At 62.0% G+C, this 23,610-nt stretch carries 18 protein-coding genes; 10 read left to right on the forward strand and 8 right to left on the reverse strand.

What is annotated here, in order from left to right; translation table 11 throughout:
• From KGB07_RS13725 to KGB07_RS13735, 3 genes are all read left to right on the forward strand, one after another.
• A complete protein-coding gene (locus KGB07_RS13725; RefSeq protein ID WP_223465624.1) occupies positions 1 to 1,338 on the forward strand; it encodes a DUF1329 domain-containing protein in 1,338 nt (445 codons plus the stop codon).
• A 172-nt stretch (positions 1,339 to 1,510) separates the two neighbouring features.
• Positions 1,511 to 2,860, forward strand: a complete 1,350-nt coding sequence (locus KGB07_RS13730; protein WP_046043237.1) for a DUF1254 domain-containing protein — start codon at positions 1,511 to 1,513, stop codon at positions 2,858 to 2,860.
• Positions 2,857 to 4,242 carry a DUF1254 domain-containing protein gene (locus tag KGB07_RS13735; RefSeq protein WP_046043238.1) on the forward strand — a complete coding sequence of 462 codons (1,386 nt, stop codon included), beginning with the start codon at positions 2,857 to 2,859 and terminating at the stop codon, positions 4,240 to 4,242. Before KGB07_RS13730 ends, KGB07_RS13735 begins: the two co-directional genes overlap by 4 nt.
• Positions 4,243 to 4,763: 521 nt before the next feature.
• On the opposite strand, the gene KGB07_RS13740 is transcribed toward KGB07_RS13735, so the two are convergent.
• Positions 4,764 to 6,737, reverse strand: a complete 1,974-nt coding sequence (locus KGB07_RS13740) for an alkyl/aryl-sulfatase (protein WP_046043239.1) — start codon at positions 6,735 to 6,737, stop codon at positions 4,764 to 4,766.
• 137 nt (positions 6,738 to 6,874) lie between these two features.
• Between KGB07_RS13740 and KGB07_RS13745 the strand changes: the two genes are divergently transcribed.
• The 4 genes from KGB07_RS13745 to KGB07_RS13760 all read left to right on the forward strand — a co-directional run bounded on the left by KGB07_RS13745 (position 6,875) and on the right by KGB07_RS13760 (position 11,790).
• A complete protein-coding gene (locus KGB07_RS13745) occupies positions 6,875 to 7,543 on the forward strand; it encodes an ABC transporter ATP-binding protein (protein ID WP_223465626.1) in 669 nt (222 codons plus the stop codon).
• Between the two features lies 1 nt (position 7,544).
• Positions 7,545 to 10,016, forward strand: coding sequence for an ABC transporter permease (locus tag KGB07_RS13750; RefSeq protein WP_223465628.1), 2,472 nt, complete (start codon positions 7,545 to 7,547; stop codon positions 10,014 to 10,016).
• Positions 10,006 to 11,079, forward strand: coding sequence for a lipocalin-like domain-containing protein (locus tag KGB07_RS13755; protein ID WP_046043242.1), 1,074 nt, complete (start codon positions 10,006 to 10,008; stop codon positions 11,077 to 11,079). Before KGB07_RS13750 ends, KGB07_RS13755 begins: the two co-directional genes overlap by 11 nt.
• 132 nt (positions 11,080 to 11,211) lie before the next feature.
• Positions 11,212 to 11,790 (forward strand): hypothetical protein, encoded by a 579-nt coding sequence (locus KGB07_RS13760; RefSeq protein WP_223465630.1) that lies wholly within the window; start codon positions 11,212 to 11,214, stop codon positions 11,788 to 11,790.
• Positions 11,791 to 12,151: 361 nt separating this feature from the next.
• Here KGB07_RS13760 and KGB07_RS13765 read toward each other — a convergent pair whose 3' ends face one another.
• From KGB07_RS13765 to KGB07_RS13775, 3 genes are all read right to left on the reverse strand, one after another.
• Positions 12,152 to 13,531, reverse strand: a complete 1,380-nt coding sequence (locus tag KGB07_RS13765) for a VOC family protein (RefSeq protein ID WP_223465632.1) — start codon at positions 13,529 to 13,531, stop codon at positions 12,152 to 12,154.
• A 248-nt stretch (positions 13,532 to 13,779) separates the two neighbouring features.
• Positions 13,780 to 14,736 carry an alpha/beta fold hydrolase gene (locus KGB07_RS13770; protein WP_046043245.1) on the reverse strand — a complete coding sequence of 319 codons (957 nt, stop codon included), beginning with the start codon at positions 14,734 to 14,736 and terminating at the stop codon, positions 13,780 to 13,782.
• Positions 14,737 to 14,758: 22 nt separating this feature from the next.
• The gene (locus tag KGB07_RS13775) at positions 14,759 to 16,213 is read right to left on the reverse strand and encodes a flavin-containing monooxygenase (RefSeq protein ID WP_223465634.1); all 1,455 of its coding nucleotides are present in this window, start codon (positions 16,211 to 16,213) and stop codon (positions 14,759 to 14,761) included.
• Positions 16,214 to 16,411: 198 nt separating this feature from the next.
• On the opposite strand from KGB07_RS13775, the gene KGB07_RS13780 reads away from it, so the two are divergent.
• Positions 16,412 to 17,485: a diguanylate cyclase gene (locus tag KGB07_RS13780; protein WP_223465636.1), complete on the forward strand. Its 1,074-nt coding sequence runs from the start codon at positions 16,412 to 16,414 to the stop codon at positions 17,483 to 17,485.
• A 77-nt stretch (positions 17,486 to 17,562) separates the two neighbouring features.
• Here the strand turns inward: KGB07_RS13780 and KGB07_RS13785 are convergent, their stop codons facing one another.
• From KGB07_RS13785 to KGB07_RS13795, 3 genes are all read right to left on the reverse strand, one after another.
• Positions 17,563 to 18,432, reverse strand: a complete 870-nt coding sequence (locus KGB07_RS13785; protein WP_223465638.1) for an oxaloacetate decarboxylase — start codon at positions 18,430 to 18,432, stop codon at positions 17,563 to 17,565.
• A 142-nt stretch (positions 18,433 to 18,574) separates the two neighbouring features.
• Positions 18,575 to 19,609 (reverse strand): arginine N-succinyltransferase, encoded by a 1,035-nt coding sequence (gene astA / locus KGB07_RS13790; RefSeq protein ID WP_223465640.1) that lies wholly within the window; start codon positions 19,607 to 19,609, stop codon positions 18,575 to 18,577.
• 49 nt (positions 19,610 to 19,658) lie between these two features.
• Positions 19,659 to 20,675 carry an arginine N-succinyltransferase gene (locus KGB07_RS13795; RefSeq protein ID WP_223465642.1) on the reverse strand — a complete coding sequence of 339 codons (1,017 nt, stop codon included), beginning with the start codon at positions 20,673 to 20,675 and terminating at the stop codon, positions 19,659 to 19,661.
• A gap of 564 nt (positions 20,676 to 21,239) precedes the next feature.
• Between KGB07_RS13795 and KGB07_RS13800 the strand changes: the two genes are divergently transcribed.
• Together KGB07_RS13800 and cobF are read left to right on the forward strand one after the other, a co-directional pair.
• Positions 21,240 to 21,812 (forward strand): histidine phosphatase family protein, encoded by a 573-nt coding sequence (locus tag KGB07_RS13800; protein ID WP_223465643.1) that lies wholly within the window; start codon positions 21,240 to 21,242, stop codon positions 21,810 to 21,812.
• The gene (gene cobF, locus KGB07_RS13805; protein WP_223465644.1) at positions 21,812 to 22,567 is read left to right on the forward strand and encodes a precorrin-6A synthase (deacetylating); all 756 of its coding nucleotides are present in this window, start codon (positions 21,812 to 21,814) and stop codon (positions 22,565 to 22,567) included. Before KGB07_RS13800 ends, cobF begins: the two co-directional genes overlap by 1 nt.
• A 7-nt stretch (positions 22,568 to 22,574) precedes the next feature.
• Here cobF and ftrA read toward each other — a convergent pair whose 3' ends face one another.
• Positions 22,575 to 23,549 (reverse strand): transcriptional regulator FtrA, encoded by a 975-nt coding sequence (ftrA, locus tag KGB07_RS13810; RefSeq protein ID WP_223465645.1) that lies wholly within the window; start codon positions 23,547 to 23,549, stop codon positions 22,575 to 22,577.
• Positions 23,550 to 23,610: the final 61 nt, after the last annotated feature.

Below are 23,610 nucleotides of genomic sequence, written 5' to 3' on the forward strand. Positions count from 1 at the left end.
ATGCGTATGCAATTGTGCGTGCTGGCCCTGGCCTGCACCGTCGGCCTGGCTCAGGCCAAAGGCACCGATTCGACGGCACTGGGCAAGACCCTGACCCCCATGGGCTCGGAAATGGCGGCCAATGCCGACGGCAGCATTCCGGCCTGGAGCGGAGGGCTTGCCGCCAACGCCGGTACCGTTGACAGCAAGGGTGGTTACAGCGATCCGTATGCCGCCGAGAAACCGTTGTTCACCATCACGGCGAAGAACGTCACGCAGTACGAGAAACTTCTCAGCCCGGGTCAAGTCGCTTTGTTCAAGCGTTTCCCGGACAGCTACAAAATGAACATCTACCCGAGCCATCGCAGCGCCAACTTGCCCAAGGAGGTACTGGCGGCCAGTCGTGAGAACGTCGCCAAGACCAGCATGGCCGACGGCGGCAACGGCTTGCACGACTATGCCAGGGGTATTCCGTTTCCGTTGCCCACCGAAGGCCTGGAGGTGATGTGGAACCACATGACCCGTTATCGCGGCGGCAGCTACGAGCGCATCAGCAGCTCGGCACTGGTGCGCGAAAACGGCGCCACCAGCTACGTGCGCAATCAGTCGCTGATCAACTTCGCCGACACCGTGGGCGGACTGGAACCGGGCTCGAACATCCTGTTCATGTTCAAGAGCCGGGTCCTGGAACCGGCGCGTCTGTCTGGCGAAGCGGTGCTGGTGCACGAGCCGATCGACCAGGTCGCCGAGCCGCGTTCGGCCTGGCAATACCTGCCGGGCCAGCGTCGCGTGCGTCGTGCGCCGATGATCGCCTACGACAATAGCGCCCGTTACAGCAACGGCCTGATCACCGCCGACAACATCGACGGCTACAACGGCGCACCGGACCGTTTCGACTGGAAACTGGTGGGCAAGCAAGAGCTGTTCATCCCTTACAACAGCTACAAGATCGGCAGCCGCGACCTCAAGTACGACGCCGTGATCAAGCCCAACCACGTAAACCAGGATCTGGCTCGCTACGAGAAACATCGGGTGTGGGTAGTCGAGGCGACCCTCAAGCCCGATGCCCGGCACATCTACGCCAAACGTCGCTTCTATGTGGACGAAGACAGCTGGCAGATCGCCCAGTCGGACCAGTACGACAGCCGCGGTGAACTGTGGCGCAGCGGTGAACTGCACGCGATCCAGCAGTACGACCACGGCTTCACCTACAACGTGCTGGAAACCTCCTATGACCTGATCTCCGGACGCTACTACGCCGGCGGCCTGGCCAACGAAGAGACCGAGCCGATGCGCGTGGGCTTCGCCGCCAAGACCGATGACTACACCCCGTCGGACCTGCGGCGCTGGGCCAAGTAACCATTCGCCAAACCACCGCAAATCCAATGTGGGAGCGGGCTTGCTCGCGAAGGCGGCGTGTCAGGCAGCAATGTAGTCGACTGACACTCCCTCTTCGTCGGAACGCCGCCCGGGGCAAGCCCGCTCCCACAGGGATCTGTGTGTGCTGATGTTTTGCTACAGGAGATCTGCCATGCGCTACTGGATATCCGCACTGGCCCTGGGCGCGAGCCTGGGCACTGTTCACGCCGCAACTATCGATCAACAACAGGCGAAAGCCCTGGCGCAGGAGGCCTACGTGTTCGCCTACGCCACCGTCGAACACGACAAGGTGCTCAGCGCCATCACCGCGAAACTGCCGTTCAATCGTCTCTACAGCGAACCGCGCCTGCTCGGTCCGCAAGACAACAAAGTGGTGTCGCCCAACAACGACACCTTCTATTCCCGCGCCTTGCTCGATCTGCGCGGCGAACCGATGGCGTTGGACGTGCCGGCTGTGCAAGGCCGCTACTACAGCTTCCAACTGGTGGACATGCGCACCGACAACCTCGACTACATCGGCACCCGCGCCACGGGGGATCAGGCGGGGCGCTACCTGATTGTCGGGCCGGACTGGAAGGGGCCTGTGCCATCGGGTTTCAGCGCTGTGATTCGCTCTCCGAGCCGGCTGGTCTTCCTGTTGGGACGGACCGAAGTCAAAGGCGAAGCGGATCAGAAAGACGCCGCGCAGGTGCTGAAGGGCTACGCCTTGCAACCGCTGTCCAAAGTGAATGGCAGCGCGACCCCTGAACCGTTGGCACCACTGCAACTGCCAGCGTACACGGACACCAAGCAAGGGCCGGCGCAGGCGCTGTTCAGTACCTTCAACGCGCTGGCCCCGTTGCATCAATGGACCGCTAGCGAACAAAAGAAACTGGCCCGTTTCGCCGTCATCGGCGTGAAGCCGGGGACCGAATTCCAGGCCCCGGCGGACTTGAGCGAAGCCGTCGCCCAAGGTGCCGAAGCCGGTCGCGAACAGGTCCGCGCAGCCTCCAGCCAGCTGTCGGTGGAACGGCAGGGCTGGTTGCCGTCGCCGTCCAACGTCGGCAAATACGGCGACGATGACCTGACCCGTGCCGCGGTCGCCTGGCGCTACATCTACGCCAACGATGCGGTGGAAGCGCTGTACCCGATGGCGTTGCACGATGCCGAGGGACAGGCGCTCACCGGCCAACACGCCTATCGTCTGCATTTTCCCGCCGGGCAAATGCCGCCGGTGAATGCGTTCTGGTCGTTGACCCTGTATGACGGCAAAACCCAATTGCTGGTGGCCAACCCGATCCAGCGTTACGCCCTGGGCGATCGTAGCCCTGGTCTACAATACGATGCCGACGGCGGCTTGACCCTGATCCTGCAGGCCGATGCGCCCAAGGCTGCGCCACAGGGCAACTGGCTGCCGACGCCGCAAGGTACGTTCAACCTGCTGTTGCGCCTGTACCTGCCCAAGGGCGGGGCATTGGACGGGAGTTATCAATTGCCGACGATAACGAGGATCGAATCATGAACCTGATTTTCAGTCGCCGCCGGGTGCTGGGCAGCATGGGGGTATTGGGCGGCAGCCTGATGTTTCCGCGCTGGTTGCTGGCCGCTGATTCCGATGACCTGCGGCAGATTGCCAAAGAGGCGTGGATTTACGCCTACCCCATGCTCATGCATTACCAGACCATGGAAAAACAAGCGCTCAACGCGTCTGCGCCGGAGTACGTCGGCGGCTTCAACCGCTTTCGTCATTACGGCGAGTTGTTTACTCCGAACAACCGCGACATCGTCACGCCGAACAACGACACGCCGTACTCCTGGGCTTGGCTCGACCTGCGCAGCGAACCCCAGGTGTTGAGCGTGCCGGCGGTCGATGACGAGCGCTATTACGTGTTTCAACTGGTCGACCAGTACACCCACAACTTTGCCTATGTCGGCGTGCTCAGCACCGGTCGCGATGCGGGGAATTACCTGATCGTCGGGCCCGACTGGCAAGGCCCGACACCCGACGGCGTCAAGGCCGTGCTGCGCAGTGAAACCGAAATCGTCATGGTGCTTGGGAGAACGGGCCTGAAAAACGCCGAGGACCTGCCGGCGGTGCGTGCCTTGCAGCAGCAATACGGTTTGCGTGCATTGCATGAGTTCATCGGCAGTGCACCGCCCGTGGTTGCGCCGGCGATTGACTGGCGACCCTGGGACAGCAAGACCGGGTTGGGGCTGGAGTTTATCCCGGCGCTGAATCAGATCCTCAGCCTGTGTCCCACGCAACCGTCCGAACAAGCCTTGCGCGCACGCTTTGCGCGGATCGGCATCGTGCCCGGTCAGGGATTCGACCCGGCAACGTTGCCGCAAGCAACGCGCCAGGCATTGCTCGCCGGGATTCAGGACGCCCGGGCGCAACTGCAAACCGCGGTGAGCCAGGTACGCACCACCCTGGGCCTGTTCGGTACTCGCGAAGCGCTGAACGGCAATTACCTCAACCGCGCTGTCGCGGCGAATGTCGGCATCTACGGCAACAGCGTGGAAGAGGCCTTCTACACCGGCACTCGCCTGGATAATCAGGGGCAACTCTTGCAGGGCGGGCGAAGCTATCGCCTGCGTTTCGCACCGGGTCAATTGCCGCCGGCCAGCGAGTTCTGGTCGCTGACGCTGTATGACTTGCCGGACCGGCAACTGGTGGCCAACCCGATCAATCGCTACTGCCTGAGCAGCCGGGATCAGTTGCAAAAAGATGCGGACGGTGGGTTGACGTTGATCCTGCAGAACGCCGCTCCGCCAGAGCAGAGTAACTGGTTGCCGACGCCAGCGAGCGGGGCGTTCAGCTTGGTCCTGAGGCTGTATGGACCCGGGCAGCAGGTGGTCAATCAACGTTGGCAAATGCCGGTGGTTGAAGTGGTGTCTGCCTGAACCGCATCGCGAGCAGGCTCGCTCCTACATTGGATCAGTGTCGTTCACAATTGCTGTGAACAACCCGGTCCCCTGTGTGCGAGCTTGCTCGCGAAGGCTTTGTGTCAGGCGGCATGGATTTTTGATGGTGTACATATCCGTTTCTGCGGTAACGGCCACCTATGGTTCCGCTCTTACAGCGGGTCACTTGGAAAAGCCCCAAGTAACCAAGGGCTCTTGCCCCTGACATTCGGTGCCTCGCCGTGGCTCGGCATGCCCTCGCTCCGGTCCTGCTCCGTGGGCCCGCCGCCATCGGCCATCCATGGCCGGCGGCGGCTAACCCGGCATCCATGCCGGGTTGCCCACTGCGCAGAACCTGCGCTCGGCCTCATGAGGGGGCGTGCACCGCAACAGCGTCCGAGGCGGCCTACCGGCCGGCCTTGTCGCGGGTTTCGTTCACCTGTGACATACCTGGTTGGCCGGTAAACCGCCATCGCGAGCAAGCTCGCGATGAAGGCGACGCGGTTCCCCGCGTCATCCGGTCAAGGGGTGACGATATTGAACTGCGGTGCAAACGTATCGAGGCTGCTCATCAACTCCCCGAGCTTCTTGCCATTGCCCTGCAACTTGATCAGGCCTTTCTGCATCGCCGTCGGGATATCCAGTTGCTTGAGGCTGATCTGTTCCAGGGTGGCCTTGCTCATGGTCACGCTGGCATCCGCCTGAGCATTGAGCCCGGCACGGTGGGTCAGCACGCCATTGCGCAGGGTCAGGTTGAAGTCCTTGTTCAGGTCATCGAAGGTCCAGTTCAGGGTCAGGTCATGGCCTACGGCCTTTTCACTGTCCAGGCGCACCGCCAGGAAGTCGAAGAACATCTGCGGGCTCATTGCCCGTACCATGTCCACCGATACCGAAGTGCCCGCATTGGGTGGTACGCCGTTGCGCAGTTCCATGGCACCGGTCAGGTACATGTTGCGCCAGGTGGCGTTTTCACTTTGATAGCCCATTTGCTCCAACGCCTGGGCCTGGGCTTTGCGGGCGTCGCCGTTGTCCGGGTTGGCGAACAGCACCTGATTGCCCAGTTGCGCGGCCCAGCGGTATTCACCCTTGGCCATTGCCGCCTGCATTTTCCCCAGCACAGCCGCTTCGCCGCCCATGGCTTCGACCGAACGCTTGGCCGTTTCCACTGGCGGCAGCGGATTGAGGTTGGCCGGGTTACCGTCATAGAAACCCATGTAGCGCTGATACACCGCCCGGGTGTTGAAACTCAGTGAGCCGTAGTAGCCACGGGTGTACCACTTCTGGTCGAGGCTGCCGGGCAGTTTCTTGATCGAGTCGGCGATTTCCAGCGGCGTCAGGCCCTGGTTCAGCAGGTGCAGGGTGCGGTCATTGAGGAAGGCGTACATGTCGCGTTGGTCGGCGAGGAAGGTGCGGATGCGTTCGCCGCCCCAGGTCGGCCAGTTGTGCTGGGCGAACAACACGTCGCTCTTGTCGCCGTAACGCGCCAGGCTGCCGTCCAGGTACTCGGCCCAGGCCTTGGCGTCACGCACTTGCGCGCCACGGGGGGTGAGGATGTTGTGCATCATTTGCGTGGCGTTTTCCGCCATGCACAAGGCGCGCAACTGCGGCAGGTACAGGTTCATTTCCGCCGGCGCCTCGGTGCCCGGGGTCAACTGGAACTCCACGTCGAGGCCGGCGATGGTGCGGGTTTCCAGTTCCTTGTCGATCAGGTCGGTGGGCGGGATCAGGGTGACGGTGCCGCCGCTCGGCGTGCTCTTGCCCAGGCCGGCATCGACCTGGCCTTTTTCGCCACGGGGCAGCAGGCTGCCGAACTGGAACTGCGCACGGCGGCTCATGGCGTTGCCGGCGTAGACGTTCTCGCTCATCACGTGTTCCATGAACCCGGCGGGGGCGAATACCTTGACCTTGCCGGCCTTGACGTCGGCTTCGTCGATGACCCCGCGCACGCCACCGAAGTGGTCGACGTGAGTGTGGCTGTAGATCACCGCCACCACCGGTTTGTGCGGACGGTTCTGGTAGTACAGGTCCAGCGCCGCCTTGGCGGTTTCGGCCATGGTCAGCGGGTCGATGATGATCAGCCCGTCGTCGCCTTCGATGATGGTCATGTTGGCGAGGTCGAGGCCGCGCACCTGATACAGCCGAGGGCTGACTTCATACAATCCGGCATGGGCGCTGAGCTGGGCCAGGCGCCAGAGGCTCGGGTTGACCGACTCCGGGGCCTGGTCCTTGGCGAGGAAGTCATAGGCCTGGATATCCCAGATGACCTTGCCCGTGGCGTCCTTGACCTGGCCCTTGAACGGCGCGATCAGGCCCTTGGTGACCGACTCGTAGTCGGTGCGGTCGGTGAAGGGCAGTTGTTGCAGCACGGCGGCGTTACTGGCCGTGGTTTGCGGGCTGGCCGCGACCGGTCCATCGGCGGCGACCACCGATTGCGCAAGGCAGGCAGTGATCAGGCAAGTGAGCAGCCCACGAGGGCTCAAGGTGAAACGAGGCATGGCGTCTCCGTTTTTTGTCGTTATGGTCAGACCAGCTTCGAGGGTAGGGCGATGGGCGGTCGGGGCCATGATCGTCAGCGGACAAAAACCATTCAGGGCCGCTATCCTTGGGCCAGGCATATCCAGCAGGTTGACCCATGCTTGAAGTCCATGGCGTTTTCAAAAGCTACGCCACCCCGCAGGGGCCGCTGCCGGTGCTGCAAGGCGTCGACCTGACGCTCAGGCCCGGCAGCAGCCTGGCGCTGATGGGCGAGTCGGGCAGTGGCAAAAGCACCTTGCTGCACCTGATCGCCGGGCTGGACAAGGTCGATCGCGGCAGCATCCGCAGTGGCGAGCATCGCCTGGAACAGATGAATGAAGGGCAACTGGCGAACTGGCGTCGTACGGAAATCGGCCTGGTGTTCCAGCAATTCAACCTGATCGGCAGCCTGCGGGTCGAAGACAACCTGGCGATTCAGGCACGTCTGGCGGGGCGCCATGACCCACGCTGGCAGGCGCACCTGGTGCAGCGCCTGGGCTTGGGGGAGCTGCTGCGGCGCTATCCGGAGCAACTGTCCGGCGGCCAGCAGCAACGGGTCGCACTGGGCCGAGCGCTGGCGTCGCGCCCGCCATTGCTGCTGGCCGACGAGCCCACCGGCAGCCTCGATGAAACAACCGGCGCCGAGGTGTTGCAGTTGCTGCTGGAATTGCTCGACGACAGTCCCACCAGCCTGTTGATGGTCACCCACAGTCCCGGCGTGGCGGCACGGCTGGCGGAAAAAGCCATGCTGTGCGGCGGTCGTCTGGCCGGTGCGGGAGAGCGCTGACATGCGCATTTTCAGCGAAACTCTGCGTGCGCTGCTCAGCCACTGGCGGCAGCATCCGGTGCAGTTTTTCAGTGTGCTGACCGGGTTGTGGCTGGCCACCGGTCTGTTGACCGGTGTCCAGGCTCTCAACAGCCAGGCCCGCGACAGCTATGCCCGCGCCAGTCAGTTGATCGGCGGCGAACCCCAGGCCAGTCTCGTTACACCCGGCGGCGGCACGTTCCCCCAGCAATGGTTTATCGATCTGCGCCGCGCGGGGTGGCCGGTGTCACCGGTGCTGCAAGGCCGGGTCACGCTCAAGGGGCACGAAGAGCAGCGCTTGCAGTTGATGGGCATCGAGCCGGTGTCGCTGCCGGCGGGCGCGGCGGTGGCCGGGAAGGCCTTGGCGATTGAACAGGTGGTCGGCTTTTTCAGTCCGCCGGGCAGTACCTGGATCTCGCCCCAGACCTTGCAGGCACTGGGTTTTCGCGAGGGTGACCGACCACTGAACCTGGCGGGCGTGGCACTGCCGCCGCTGCATGTGCAGGCCGACATGGCGCCCGGCGTGCTGCTGGTGGACATCGGTTTTGCCCAGCAGATTCTGGGGTTGCCGGAGCAACTGTCGCGGCTGCTGTTACCGAAGGATTTCACCGCGCCATTGCCGGAGCCGTTCAAGGGCCAGCTGCAACTCAAGCGAGCTGGCGAAGAAAGCAACCTGACGCGCCTGACCGAAAGCTTCCACCTGAACCTCGATGCCCTGGGGGTGCTGTCGTTCGTGGTCGGCCTGTTTATCGTGCACGCTGCCATCGGACTGGCGCTGGAGCAACGGCGAAGCCTGCTCCGGACCCTGCGCGCCTGCGGTGTGAGTGCGCGGATGCTGATCGCTTGCCTTGCCGTCGAATTGGGTGGATTGGCCCTGATCGGCGGTGTGGCCGGGGTGGTCAGCGGCTACCTGCTGGCCGGTGTGCTGTTGCCCGATGTCGCCGCCAGCCTGCGTGGCTTGTACGGCGCCGAAGTGGCGGGGCAGTTGAGCCTCAGCCTGTCGTGGTGGTTCAGTGGTATCGGCTTGAGTCTGATCGGCGCAATGCTCGCCGGGGCCAACAGCCTGTTGCGGGCGGCGCGTTTGCCATTGCTGGCGTTGGCCGACCCGCAGGCCTGGCATCAGGCCCATGCACGCTGGTTGCGACGCCAGGGGTGGGTGGCGGCTATGGCCGGGGTGATCGCGCTGCTGGCGTTGATCTTCGGCGACAGCCTTATCAGTGGCTTCGTGTTGATGGCGGCTCTGTTGATCGGTGCCGCGCTGGCATTGCCGGTGGTGCTCAGTTCTCTGCTCAATCTCGTTTCGCAGCGAAGTCGCTCGGTGCTTGGCCAGTGGTTTGTCGCCGATTGCCGCCAGCAACTGCCGGCCCTGAGCCTGGCGTTGATGGCGCTGCTGTTGGCCATGGCGGCGAACATCGGTGCCGGCAGCATGACCGCAGGGTTTCGCCAGACCTTCAGCGACTGGCTCGAACAACGGCTGACGGCCGAGCTTTACCTCAATCCCCAGAACCCGGCCCAGGCCCGGGAGCTGCAAAGCTGGCTCAACCAGCAGCCGCAACTGGCGGCGGTGCTGCCCAACTGGCAGGTTTCGATCCAGTTGCAGGGCTGGCCGACGGACCTGTCCGGGATCATCGACCACCCGACCTATCGCCAGCACTGGCCGCTGCTCGAAGCCTTGGGCGACAACCCTTGGGAGCGGCTGGCCAAGGACGATGCGGTGATGCTCAGCGAACAACTGGCCCGGCGCCTGCACGTGCAACTGGGCGATCACCTGACGCTGCCGACCCCCACTGGCCCGTGGTCGCCGCGGATCGTCGGGATCTACGCCGACTACGGCAATCCCAAGGGCCACATTCTGGTGAACATCGGCCACCTGTTGCGCGGTTGGCCGCAACTGACACCGAGCCGCTTCAATCTGCGCATCGAACCGGCATCGATTCCGGCGTTCGTCACGGCGCTGCAGGCACGCTTTACCCTGGACGACAGCCGCATCGTCGATCAGGCGCGGCTCAAGGGTTGGTCCACGCAAATCTTCGAACGTACCTTCGCCGCCACCGCCGCACTCAACAGCCTGACGCTGTGCGTGGCCGGGGTGGCGCTGTTCATCAGCCTGTTGACCCAAAGCCAGAGCCGTCTCGGGCAACTGGCGCCGCTGTGGGCGCTGGGCGTGACGCGTCGGCATCTGATGTTGCTCAACCTAGGGCAAACCTGGTTGCTGGCGATATTGACCTTGGTGCTGGCATTGCCGCTGGGCATCGCCCTGGCGTGGTGCCTGGACACGGTGATCAACGTGCAGGCCTTTGGCTGGCGCCTGCCGTTGCGGGTGTTTCCAATGCAACTGTTGCAATTGATGGGGCTGGCGCTGGTCGCGACGTTACTGGCCTCGGCCTGGCCGTTGTACCGTTTGTACCGCACGCAACCGGCGGACCTGCTGCGGACGTTTGCCCATGAAGATTAAAGCCTGCGTGTTGCTCCTGGCGTTGCTGGCGAGCGGTTGCGATCAACCGGCACCGGAGCAAAAGGGCTTTGCGGGGCTGGGCAACCAGGCCGCCGCCTTCACCCCGGTGGTGCCCGGTCGGGTGTTCAGCTTCCCGGCGGATCACGGTCCCCACGACGGCTTTCGCATCGAATGGTGGTATGTCACGGCCAATCTGAAGGACGATCAGGGCAATGAGTTCGGCGCGCAATGGACCTTGTTCCGCAGCGCTTTGAAAGCCAGCCCCGAGGTGGCGGGTTGGCAGAATCAGACGATCTGGCTCGGCCACGCGGCGGTGACGTCGGCGACAGTGCATCATGCGGCCGAACGTTATGCCCGTGGCGGCGTCGGTCAGGCCGGTGTCAACGTTGCGCCGTTCAATGCATGGATCGACGACTGGCAACTGCGCAGCCAGGCGACTGCCGACGACCCGTTGGCCGACGTGCTACTCAGTGCCCGCGACCAGCGTTTCAGTTACCGGCTGCGGTTGACCTCGACAGGGCCGCTGGTGCTTCAGGGGGAACGGGGCTTCAGCCAGAAATCCGAACAGGGTCAGGCCTCTTACTACTACAGTCAGCCGTTTTTCCAGGCCAGCGGCACCCTGGAAATCGATGGCAAGACCTTTCAGGTCAGTGGCCCGGCCTGGCTCGACCGCGAATGGAGCAGCCAGCCCCTGACGAGCAACCAGACAGGGTGGGACTGGTTTTCCCTGCACCTGGACAGCGGCGAGCAGGTGATGCTGTATCGCATGCGGCAAAAGGACGGCGAGCCTTACCTCACCGGCACCTGGATCGACGCTGGGGGCCAGACACAATTGCTGCACGCTGGCGACATCATCCTCACGCCGCAAGACACGGCCCGGGTTGCCGGGCGCGCGATGCCCATTCGCTGGTCGATCAAAATCCCCGCCAGACACCTCGATATCGCCATTGCCGCGCTCAATCCCCAGGCCTGGATGGATTTGCGCATTCCTTATTGGGAAGGCCCGGTGCGCCTCAGTGGCAGTCATACAGGGCAGGGCTATCTGGAAATGACCGGGTACTAGGCGCTCGTGCAAGGAAAATCACCGCTGCGGCGCGACCACTCGCAGAACAGCGTCTATGCTCACTCGCACACATGGCGTTGAGCCCGGTTTCAACGCCGTCTGTTGCCATCTATCACAGGGAATGTTCTGCCTATGAAACGCCACGCACTGACCCAAGCCATCGCCCTCGCAACCTTGCTGTCTGCCGCCAGTTTCGGCGCGGTTGCCGCCGAACTACCGTTGTCCGAAGTTGTGGTGGTTGATCAGGTCGCCACCAAAGTCGTTTCGGTAGACACCGCGAACCATATAGTGGTCCTGAAAGGCCCGCAGGGTAATGAATTCCCTGTACAACTGACCGAAAAGGCGAAAAACCTCAAAAACCTCAAGGCCGGCGACTCGGTCGACATCAGGGTCACCAGCGCCGTAGCAGCCTACCTCGACACCGATGTCGACAAAGGCCTGCCCGGCACCGCCGAAGCCACCGGCGAAGTGCGCGCAGCGCCAGGCAGCGCCAACCCGGGCGGCGAAGCGTACCGCCAGGTGAAAGTGCAGTTGAAAATCACCCACATCGACCAGAAGAAAAACCAGGTGACCTTCGAAAACCCGGAAGGCAAGTCCAAGACCGTCGACGTCAAGCGACCTGAAGTCCAGGCCAAACTCAAGGACTTGAAAGTCGGACAAAGCGTCAACGTGGTTTATACCGACATTTTGACGGTGACCAGCAAGCACTGATATCGAGTCATGGTTCTATACGGGCTGATTGTTTTTGTGCAAGTTTTGTATAGAAATAATCAGCTCGTAATGGTCGAACTGGTGAGTTCGAGATACCGTGTTGCATAGTATTTAAGTCAACATCTTGTTAAACATTGTGTCGATAAATTTCATCTTTGCAGTGCGGACATATTAATTCGCTTCTACTAAAATACTTTCCGTTCGCCCAGTGTCAGGGCTCTTTACCAGTGCATGGATTGCCGAGGCCATTGCACTGGGCGAACACTTTATTTGCTGTATTGAAAGTTTTGGATATAAAAAACGGGCGGCCTGCAGGTCGCCCGTTTTTATTGAGTTGTAACAAGTCATTCCGTCATGCTTTTTAATCGGCCAGCGCGGCGAAACACTGTTCGACCGAGCGTCGCTGGCTCTCGGCATACAGTTCCAACTCATCGATCGTCGAACGCCCCAGGGCCTGTTCGAAGGCCTGCTGGTTGGCATGGGCGCCGTAACGGGTTTGTGCTGCGTCCCCCAGGTTTGACTGAAAAATCCCCGCCGCGCTGACCGGCAGGAAATCTTCATACACCAGCGGTTCAACCCGCAGGTAACCGTCGCCGAGCAGGTCTTCCAGGGGGGCGTTTTTCAGGTCACCCGCCGCCAGGCCTTGTTCCGTCACGAAGTAGCGGAAGTAAGCCAGGCCCTGTTGGCGCATGCCTTCCCAGGTGTCAGGGAACTCGCTGAAATGCTGCGCCATCAGGGCGTTGTAGCGCGCGGCGTTGGCTTCGTTGGGGAAGTCCTTGAGTTCGTCCCGTGCGGCATTGAGCAAGCGGTCGTAGAGTGCGCGGCCTTTGGGCGTAAGGGCGGCACCGCGCTGTTCAATCTCGCCGAAACGGGCACTGTGGCTGCCGCGCGCCTCGCTTTGATCGGTGAAGGCAATCGGCTCGTCCAGGGCCTTGAAGCTGGTCTGGCGCAGCAGGATCGGGCACTGGCGGCGAGGTGGGCCTTCGATTACCGCTTTGGGGGTGATGCCATGGGCCGGCATCTGTGCCTGGACGATGTCGATGTCCAGGGTCCGTGGTGTCAGGTGGTTGATGTGCGGGCCCTTGAATGCCACCACGTCGGCGATCAGACGATGCTGGGCACTGAGCTGTCGATACTGCTCGGCGGTGACGGTGGCGCTGTGGTGCCAGCGAAACGTTTCCAGCGCCTGCTCAACGAATTCCTGGGCTTCCTGATCGGTCAGGCCACCCCGGGATTCGGCGCGTTCGATGAGCGTGAGGGCCGTGGGGGTGAAGATCGAGCGCTGGTCGAGCATCGACTGGGCGAAGGCTCGCAGCTCCAGGTCTTCGATCAGTTCCAGGCGCAACAGCGAGGTGAATACCCGGAACGGGCTGACCTGCAACGACGCTTCATGCACCGCGCGAAACGCCGTGGAATGCACCGGCACGCCGGCTGGAGTCAGGTCGTAGTAACCCACCGGTTGCATACCCATCACCGCGAACAAGCGGGCGAGGGTCGCCAGTTCATCGGCCGTACCGACGCGGATCGCTCCATGGCGCTCAAGGTCCAGGCGTTCGATTTCGCCGGTGCTGGTGAGCTGCCGCAGGATTTGCGCATCGCTGTCCAGCACGTGACGATTGGTCTGTTCCACCAGTTCCATCAATGCGCCGTACAACGGCACTTCCTCGCGGTACATGTCGGACATCGCTTTGGAGAAGCGTTGGCGGATCAGGTCAGGGCTGACGAAGTTCGGGTGGTTCATGAACAGGATTCCTGGCGCGGTGACGTAGAGGATGGACGAAAGATCGCAGCCTTCAGCGACGCCGACAAACGAAGTTTCTGACGAACTTCATTCTGCAAAGGACTGCATGCCTAGGGGGGGTGTGCCTTAAAGCTGGCCATGCTGCGTTGCAGGCCTTGGAAAGGGCACAACCATTCCCAGCGGCCTACGCCTTGCCTGGCCAGCTTTAAGGCGACAACGCGGTGGGGAAACTAATTGAGAACGCCCCCCTAATGCAGTCGTTGATCCTGTGGGCTCTCCGAACGCAGCGATGCCAAAAACTCGCGATACAGGCGCGCCGAACCGTATGGCGCTTCCACCATGGGCATGTGCCCGATGGCGTCCCAGATATGCACGCGCAGGTCGGCGATGCCCTTGCTCCAGACTGACACACTGCTGACATCGATCAACCGGTCCTTGCGCCCCCACAGCAATAGCGCCGGGGCGGTGATGTCGGGCAGGTGCGGTTCCATCGGCGGGCTGGCGCGAAATTCGCGGAAGATTTCCTCCAGCTCCTCGCGGGACTGTTCATAGCGTTGGGCGACGGCATCGAGCACCAGCTTCGGTACCCAGGGCGGCGAAGCCATGGTCATGGCGTAGAAACGCTGGAATTCTTCCCGCGAATGAATCAGAAACGGGTTGTGGCCCTTGGCCAAATGCCGCTCAAGGTCACTGGGCTCGGGCGAAGTGACCCCGGCCGGGTCGATCAGGGCCAAGGACACAATGCGCTCCGGGTAAGTGGCCGCGAGCCAGGCCGCCATGTAGCCGCCCATGGAGTTGCCGATGACATGGACTTTCTCGACCCCGCACACGTCCAGCAGCTGGATCATGCGCTTGGCCTGCAGCGGGATGTCGTAGCCGCCGCCCGCCTTGAAGCCGGTTTCGCCATGGCCAGCGATGTCCGGGATGATCACCCGATGGCTGCCGACAAAGTGCCGCGCGAAACGCAGCCAGAGATTCTTGTCGGCGCTGAAGCCATGGAGCATCAGCACACTGCTGGTGGCCTCGTACGGCCCGCCTTGCCAGGTCGAGACGGTCATTTCGGGGATGGGCACGACGATCTTGTGCAGCCGGTACAGCTTGGCCTCGGCCGCCATGCTCAAGTCATAGAGCCAGTAGCCGATGGCCGGGTAGGTCAGCCAGCTCCAGGCGACGAACACTGCGAGAACGACGAACAACAAAAGCATCACGCGTCTCCCTTCTATCTGCTCAGGACAAAATGTGATCGGCGGGTTTCAGCGCTCGGGTCAAGCGATGAAAGCTGAAGCTGAATCCCGGAAACATGGCAATCACATGACCGCTCTTGCTTTGATACCAACTGTGGCAACCACCGGATTTCCACACGGTGCGTTCCATTTCCCGGTGGATCATTTCAGTGTAGGTACGTTCCGCCTCATGGCGAACTTCGATGCTGCGTAAACCTTGAGTCTTCAAGGTGCGAATGCAATCGAGGATGTAATTCATCTGGGATTCGATGATGAACAGCGCCGAGGTGTGGCCAATGCCGGTGTTCGGCCCGGTAACGATGAACAGGTTGGGAAAGTCGGGCAGGGCGGTGCCGAGGTAGGCCCGCGGGTATTGCGCCCAGACCTCCTTGAGGCGGGTGCCGTTCTTGCCCGTTACCGGGTAGGAAATTACCCCGTCGGTGGCATCGTAGCCGGTGGACCAGACGATCAGGTCCAGTTCGATGTGCTGGCCATCCAGGGTAACGATGCCGGTTTCGTCGATGGACGCGATGCCTTGCTCGCGGCTGTGCAACGTCACGTTGTCGCGCGCCAGCGCCGGGTACAGCGTGCTGGACAGAATCACCCGTTTGCAGCCGATGGTGTAGTCCGGCGTCAGCTTGCACCGCAGTTCGGCGTCCGGTACCTGGCGTTTGAGAAAGCGCAGGGCCTGACGCTGGACCATGTGCACCGCCGGTTTCGAATACTTGAAGGCAATCACCCGGGTTTCGAATTGCCAGTAGATCCCCCAGCGCAGCAGCTTGTAGGCCGGTTTGAACCCCAGCAGCCAGCGCTGGAAACGGCCAAAGCGGCGGTCAGCCCGGGGCAAGACCCAGTGGGGCGTGCGCTGGAACACATGCAAGTGCCCGACGTCCGGGGCGATGGCCGGAATGACCTGGGCCGCACTGGCGCCGCTGCCGACGATGGCCACGCGTTTATGCCGGTAGTCGTATTGGTGATCCCAGTTGTTGGTGTGGAACGACTTGCCCTGGAAGCGTTCCTGTCCATCGAAGCGAGGGACCACCGGTTGACTCAGGGGCCCGGTCGCATTGATCAGGAACTGCGCGCAAAAGGTGCCTTTGCCGGCGGTGTACACCGTCCAGCGTTTGTTGGTGTCGTCCCATTCGACGCGCTCGACATTGGCGCCCAGTTCCACCTTGTCCCGCAGGCCGAAGTGTTCCACCACGTGGCGGGTGTAGCGGTGCAGTTCGGCCTGTTCGGCGAACATTTGTGTCCAGCGATACGGAGCAAAAGACAGGGAGTACAGCGGCGAGGGCACGTCGACTGCCGCGCCAGGGTAGGTATTCTGGCACCAGGTGCCACCGAAGAAATCCCGCCGCTCCAGCAGGCGAAAATCGTCGATGCCGGCCTTGAGCAAATTGATTGCTGCACATTGGCCGCCAAACCCGCTGCCGATGATCAATACTTGAAAGGTCTGCATGAGCCTCCTCTTATGGTCATCGATCAACCCCTTCTTTCATGTATAGCCGTTTCTGGGGCGAGGCTTTTGCTTTTATGCGAGCGTGATGTCGCGATATTCAGCCCGTCAGCCAGTGATGGCTATTTAATCTCGCCCTGATAGACTCCAGCGTACAGGCACAGGCTGTAATCGCATTCCGTCGAGTGGCACAGAGGCCCTATGACAAAAACGGGAGGAAAGGGATTTTCATTGGCCAGGAGGCTCTATACATCGCGGACCCTGGGGCTGGCCCTGGGGTTGGTGTGTGTGAGCGTGGCAATGTATCCGCTCGATCCGGCGCCCTGGGTCTGGGGCTTCATGTGGTTCAATGGCCTGGTCTGGCCGCATCTGGCTTACCAATGGGCGCGCCGGGCCAGGACGCCCTATCATGCCGAACACCGCAATCTGCTGATCGATGCCTTTCTCGGCGGCTTCTGGATTGCCGCGATGCAATTCAATCCACTGCCCAGCGCGACCACCATTTCCATGATGGCCATGAACAACGTGGCCATAGGCGGCTTGCGCTTCCTGCTGGCCGGGACGGCCGCGCAAATCCTGGGCGTGGGCGTAGGCCTGCAGATTTTCGCCCCGGCGTTCATTCCTGCCACCAGCGCGGTGCAGCTCTATGCCTGTTTGCCGTTGCTGTGCCTGTATCCGCTGGCGCTGGGCTGGATCTGCTTCCGCCAGGCCCATACCCTCGGCTGTCAGAAGCGTGAACTGCTGGCACTGAGCCGCACCGACAGCCTGACAGGCCTGCTGAACCACGGCACCTGGAAGGACCAGCTGGAGATCGAGTTCCAGCGTTGCAAACACCAGCAAAAAGGTGGAGCGATCGCCCTGATCGACATCGACCATTTCAAAGCCATCAACGATACCTACGGGCATGTTGCCGGCGACATCGTCTTGCGTCAGTTGAGCAAAATGCTCAAGCAGAACCTGCGAGCGACCGATGTAGCAGGGCGCTACGGCGGTGACGAGTTCTGCGTGATCCTTCCGGACCTGCCCCTGAACCGCGCCGTCGCCGTCATGGATGCCCTGCGCGATCGCTTCGCCACCTTGGGCTACGAGCAGAACCCGGCGCTGAAAGTCAGCCTGAGCATTGGAATGGCGTCCTTCAACCCGGCCCATGCCGACGCGACGCTTTGGCTCAATGACGCCGATCATGCGCTATACGAAGCCAAGACCACCGGGCGCAATCGAGTGATCTGCTGCGGGAACGGGAAACCCTATCGCGAACTGCTCGACTCGGTGTGACTGTCTAGCGCAAGACCTGCGGGAGCGAGCTTGCTCCGGGCGGCGATCCGACGAAAGCGGTGTGTCGGTTTAAACCGTCACTCCTTGACGCTCATGAACTCCTCCGCGAAGCGGATGTATTCCTCGGGTTGCGTGTAGGTGTGTGTCAGCTCGGTGGCGCTCAGGTCCGATGTCTGGGTGAGGATCTGGCGTTGCTCGCGCAGGCTGTCGTAGGTCGCCTTGATCGCGGCGAAGTACGCGCCATGGCCGTCGATGGTCACGCGCACACCCAGTTCGGCCAGGCGCTTGTCATCGCGTAGCAGCGGGTTGCCGTAGGTCACCAGCATCAGCGGCACGCTCAGGTGCTCGGCGATCTGCTCCAGATGGTCGAAGTCCTTGATACCCACCATGCAGATCCCGTCGGCGCCAGCGCTCTGGTATTGCCGGGTGCGGCTGATGATTTCCTGCGCCGGCAGAATCCCGGCATGGGTGCGGGCGATGATTGCCATTTCCGAATCGCAGCGGGCTTCGAGCGCAGCGCGGATCTTGCCGACACCTTCGGCGACCGTGATCAGGTCGGTGGATTTGCGGCCGAACTGCGCGGGCAGCAGGGTGTCTTCGATGGTCAGCGCGGCGACGCCAGCACGTTCGAGTTCGACGATGGTGCGCATGACGTTGAGCGCGTTGCCGTAGCCGTGGTCGGCGTCGGCGATCACCGGCAACTGGGCGACACGGCCGATGCGGGTGGCCTGTTCAGCGAATTCGCTGAGGGTGATCAGGGCAAAGTCGGGGGCGCCCAGCACTTGCAGCGAGGCGACCGAACCCCCGAGGATCCCGACTTCGAAGCCCAGGTCGGCGGCGATGCGGGCCGACATCGGGTCGAACACCGAGGCCGTGTGGTAGCAGGTGTTGGAGGCGAACAGTTGGCGAAAATTGCGCCGCAAATCTTGATGGGAAAGCCTGGACATATGAGTTCCACCAATGGAATGGAAGGGCTTGAGCAAAAGTGTCAACGCCGAAGAAATAAAAGGCTATCACGCGCGCCGGGGGAGAATGATGACGAATTTGCTGGGTTAGGCCGATTGACGTCGCAGCGATGGAACTGATCAGTCACGCCGCCACGGCCTGTTGCCGTTGGTCAAGCAGCGGCACGGCGCGCACCGAATCTCCGGGCTGCAGCTGCAAGCGCTTGGCGGTCAGGCGATCAACCACCAGGCTGTTGCCCACCTGGCGGGCCGGGGCGCAGGTAATGCGACAGTTTTCCAGGCGGCGGTTGTGAATCAGCCAGAGGGGCGCTTTATCGTCCTTCGAGCCGATGGCAAGTGACAGCGGTCGGCTGTCGCGCACGGTGCGGATCCCGGAAACCGGGGCTTCGATGACCGGTCCGCCGTCGAAGATATCGATGTAGCCCTTGTGGGCAAACCCCTCGGCGCTGAGGATTTTCAGGGCCGGCTCGGTGTTCGGGTGGGCCTTGCCGATCACTGCCTGGGCCTGTTCGGTGAGCAGGCAGGTGTACAGCGGCTGGCGCGGCATCAGTTCGGCGATGAAGGATTTGTTGCCCAGCCCGGACAAGTGATCGGCGTGGCGGAAATCCATCTTGAAAAAATGCCGGCCGAGGCTGTCCCAGAACGGCGAGCCGCCTTGTTCGTCGGCGCTGCCGCGTAGTTCGGCGATGAGCCGGTTGCCGAACAGCTGGGTAAACTCGGCCACAAACAACAGGCGCCCGAGGGAAAGCAAACGGCCGTTGCTGCCCTGGCGCTGATCGGGGCGCAGGTACAACGAGCAGACTTCCGATTGCCCGGTCAATTCATTACTCAGGAACAGGGTCGGGATCTGGCGCTGGATACCCAGGTCCGCCGAAGCACTGACCGTCAGTCCGACCCGATAGTTGTACCAGGGCTCGCGCAGACCGACGCCCCCCGTCAGGGCGCTGACGCCCACCACTTGTTGCTCGTCGTCCTCGAGCACGAACAGGTAGTCGGCATCGGCCCGATCGACTTGCCCGGCGAAGGTGCGTTGGGCCCAGCGAATCCGGTGGGCCAGGCGTTCTTCATCGGCCGGCAGGCTGGTAAGCCCCGGAACGGCCTGGCGCACCAGCGTGAACAGGGCGGGCAGGTCGGTGATCTGAACCGGACGGACAATCATGCGGCTGTTCCTTGTGCGCGTGTGCTCTGGCGTTGAATCTGGTGAGCGTTCACAGGGCAACCAGCCTGATCGTGCTGCCCTCGGTCACCTTCAGCGCCTCGCACATGACGGCGTCCAGCGTCACGGGTTGCCCGGGGATGTAATCAAGATCGGCGACGATGGCCCGATAATCGTTCAAAGACTCGTTGCTCACCAGAAAGCTGCCACGGGCATCGATCACCGGGCCAAGCTGCGTTACGCCGCACTGGCTGTGGGCGATGGAGCGAATGCCCGCGGTGCGCGCATAGAGCGTCGGGCCGCCATCGAACAGATCGATGTAGCTGTTGGTTTCGAAACCTTCCCGTTCGAGGATATCGAAGGCTTCCTGGCCATCGGGGTGGATGCTGCCGATGCAGTCCTGTGCCGCCTGGGGCAGCATGGGCACGTAGATCGGATACTGCGGCATCAGTTCGGCGAGAAAGGTGCGGTTCTGCAGGCCGCAAAGCCGTTCGGCCTCGACGTAGGGCAAGTCGAAGAAATGCTTGCCCACGGCGTCCCAAAATGGCGAGTGGCCTTCATCACTGCTGTAGCCGACGATTTCGGTGATCACCGTGTCGGAAAAACGCCGGGCGTGGGCGGCGATGAACAACAGGCGCGCCCGCGACAGCAGTTCGGAATGCGCGCTGCGCACCCGCGCGGCGTCGATATGAAAGCCCCGCAGCAAGGTGTGGCCACTGAGGTCGTGACACAACGACAGGGCCGGTACGCCGTGCTCGATGTTCAGTTCCCGCGAGGCACTGTTGAAGTGCCGGTTGCGCAGGCTGTAGAACGGCTCGTCGTACCCGGCCGTGGCGAGGATTTCCGAGCAGCCGACCAGGTGTCGTGTCGTCAGGTCTTCGAGTACAAAGAAATAGTTTTCCGGGCCATGAGCCTGAACGTCCTTTTCGAACGAGGCACAGGAATCGAGGATTTTTCCGCGTAACCGTTCGCTGTCGTCGGGCAGGGACGTGACGCCCACGAGGCTTTCACGGGCGAGCCTCTGCAACTGGGGCAGGTCGGCCAACTCGACTGGACGCAAGACCAGCATGGAGACACTCCTGTATCAAACGATTCGGCGGTTTGAGCCGAACCTGACTATCACTGTCGGTTTTTCCACACATTTAATCGGTGGTCATCTGAACATTGTCAGGCGCCACTCTTTTTCTTGTCGGATGTTTCTTGGGATGGACCGCATTAAACGAGGAACAGGCGGTTCGGCCGCAGGCGGGGCCTGGCCAGGCGCTTTGATCGGGTGTTCGAGAAAAGGCATCCGGGCTCCTGCTGGATGAGCGTGGCAAGTGTTTTAACAGTCCGTTGAAAGGAGTATTTAATCATCGCGTACTGCCTGTCTAGTGAATTTTCGTGTGGTCTGCTCGTGCCCGAAAAAGGGGCGAAATGCCTGTGCCAAAGGGCTACGGCGATGTCGTAAAGTCTTGTAGGTGATTGCCTGCGTTGCGGTCAGCCATGACAGAAAATCTGGCAGGAAATGGCTGAAGGAATCCGTTTCAAACAGGAAAATTAAACACCCCCCGGGCCTGCTGTGTTGCGGCACAATTGCGCGATGGCGGTCACCTGACGCCGTCGTTTCTTTCCATCTTAAGAGTGATTGCTGGTGCAGGCGACCCGTTTAACCCTGATTTGTCATGCTCGAACCGTCGCACAGAAATTGGCGCGTTTTCCTCTGGACGAAGCTCTGGAGATGGATTGGCAGGCGCTCAGGCTTTCCCGTTGCAATCAGTTCAAGGGCGCTCCGCGTCTTGTCTGCGGCCCGGAGTTGCGCACCCGGCAAACTGCTGAACTGTTCGGCAGCGCGCCGCAGATTGTCGACGCACTGCGGGACTGCGACTTCGGGCGCTGGACCGGTGTGCGCATCGGTGAGTTGCAAAAGACTGAAGCCGAGGAACTCCAGCATTGGTTGGTGGACCCGGCGTCGGCACCCCACGGTGGTGAGTCGGTGCTGCAACTGGAGGAACGGTTGGGCGCGTGGCTGACAACGTTGCAGTCGACACCCGGGCACATCGTTGCCATTAGCCATCCCTTTGTCATTCGCGCCGCGCTGACCCACGTGTTGCAGGTGGCATCGGCCAACCTGATCGACGTCGAACCCCTGTCGGCTGTCGAGTTACGGTTCCATGGCCGCTGGCGACTGCGCTTGCCGGGCACCGACCCCGAGGACCTGCTGTGATGAAAAAACTCCTGGTCATCGGGATCGGTGCCGGCAACCCCGACTACATCACGATGCAAGCGGTGAAGGCGTTGAATCAGGTCGATGTTTTTTTTCTCATGGACAAGGGCCAGAGCAAAGACAAACTCATCGATCTGCGCCGCGAAATCTGCGAACGCTACATCACCGGCCGCGATTACCGTTTTGTCGAAGCCCACAGCCCTGAGCGCGAGCGCGGCGAGGTGGACTACAAGACCAGTGTCGACGACTTGAACCTGGCCAAACAACAGACCTTCGAACGGCTGATCAATGAAGAACTGTCCGACAGCCAGTGTGGTGGTTTTCTGGTGTGGGGCGACCCCGCGCTGTACGACAGCACCATCCGTATCCTTCAGGCGATCCAGGCCTCGGGCGCCTGTGGGTTCGAGTTTGAGGTGATTCCTGGCATTACCAGCGTCCAGGCGTTGGCGGCCCGACACAAGGTGCCGCTCAACCAGATTGGCCGCTCCGTTGAGATCACCACCGGCCGGCGTCTGGCGGCAGGGCAGGTGAGCGATGCCGACAGTCTGGTGGTGATGCTCGATGCCCAGGATGCTTACCATCAGGTGGTGGATCAGGACACCGAGATTTACTGGGGGGCCTATCTGGGGACGCCGGATGAAATCCTGATCCGCGGCAAGCTCAAGGATGTTGCGGATGAAATCGAACGGGTGCGTAAGGCGGCGCGGCTGGCCAATGGCTGGATCATGGATACCTATTTATTGCGCAAGCCTTGAGTTCACCTCAAAGAGCAACATTGCCTCCTCGTCCAAACCGCTCCCGATACACCGAAGGCGGCACGCCAACCACGGTTCGAAAGGCCACCCGAAAGCTTTCCACCGAGCGATAACCACAACGTTCGGCAATCTGCTCGGTGTTCTGGTCGCTGCTTTCCAGCAGTTCGCGGGCGCGGCCCAGACGTTCGTGCTGCAACCAGGTTTTCGGTGACTGGCCGCTGGCTTCGGTGAAGCGACGCAGGAAGGTGCGTTCGCTCATGGCGGCTTCGCTGGCCAAGTCGCGCACCTCCAGTGGCTCGTGCAAACGCTCACGTGCCCACTGCATGACGCGGGAAAGATCGCTGCGCGGTGTAGGACTGACCGGCGTCGGGATGAATTGCGCCTGACCACCGCTGCGTTGCGGCGACATGACCAGGCGCCGGGCCACGGAGTTGGCCACTTGGGTGCCGAAATCCCGCGCCACCAGGTGCAGGCAGGCATCGATGCCTGCCGCGCTGCCGGCGGAGGTGATCAATTGGCCGGAATCGACATACAGCACGTCCGGGTCCACGAGGATGCCGGGAAAGCGTTCGGCCAGTTCCGAGGTATAGCGCCAGTGCGTGGTCGCACCGTGGCCGTCGAGCAACCCGGTGGCGGCAAGGACGAAAACACCGGAGCAGATAGACAGCAACCGCGCCCCCCGGGCATGGGCCTGGCGCAGGGCGGCGATCAGTTCTGCGGGCACTGCGGCGCTGCGGTCGCGCCAACCGGGAATGATGATGGTGCGGGCATCGGCGAGCAATTCCATGCCGCCATCGGCCAGTACCTGGATGCTGCCCATGGCACGCATCGGGCCCTGATCGACCGCGACGATGCGATGCTCGTACCACGGAAATTCGAATTCGGGCCGTGGCAGGCCGAAGATCTCCACGGCAATGCCGAACTCGAACGTGCAGAGGCCGTCGTAGGCCAGAATCGCGACCATTCCTGGGGTGGGGTGCATTTGGCGGAAAGTTCCCGGTGAGTGTCTTGTGCGCCACTGTAGCCGCAAGCGGCTGGCGGAT

It is taken from the genome of Pseudomonas sp. GL-RE-26 (assembly GCF_019956275.1).
Lineage (GTDB): Bacteria > Pseudomonadota > Gammaproteobacteria > Pseudomonadales > Pseudomonadaceae > Aquipseudomonas > Aquipseudomonas grandcourensis.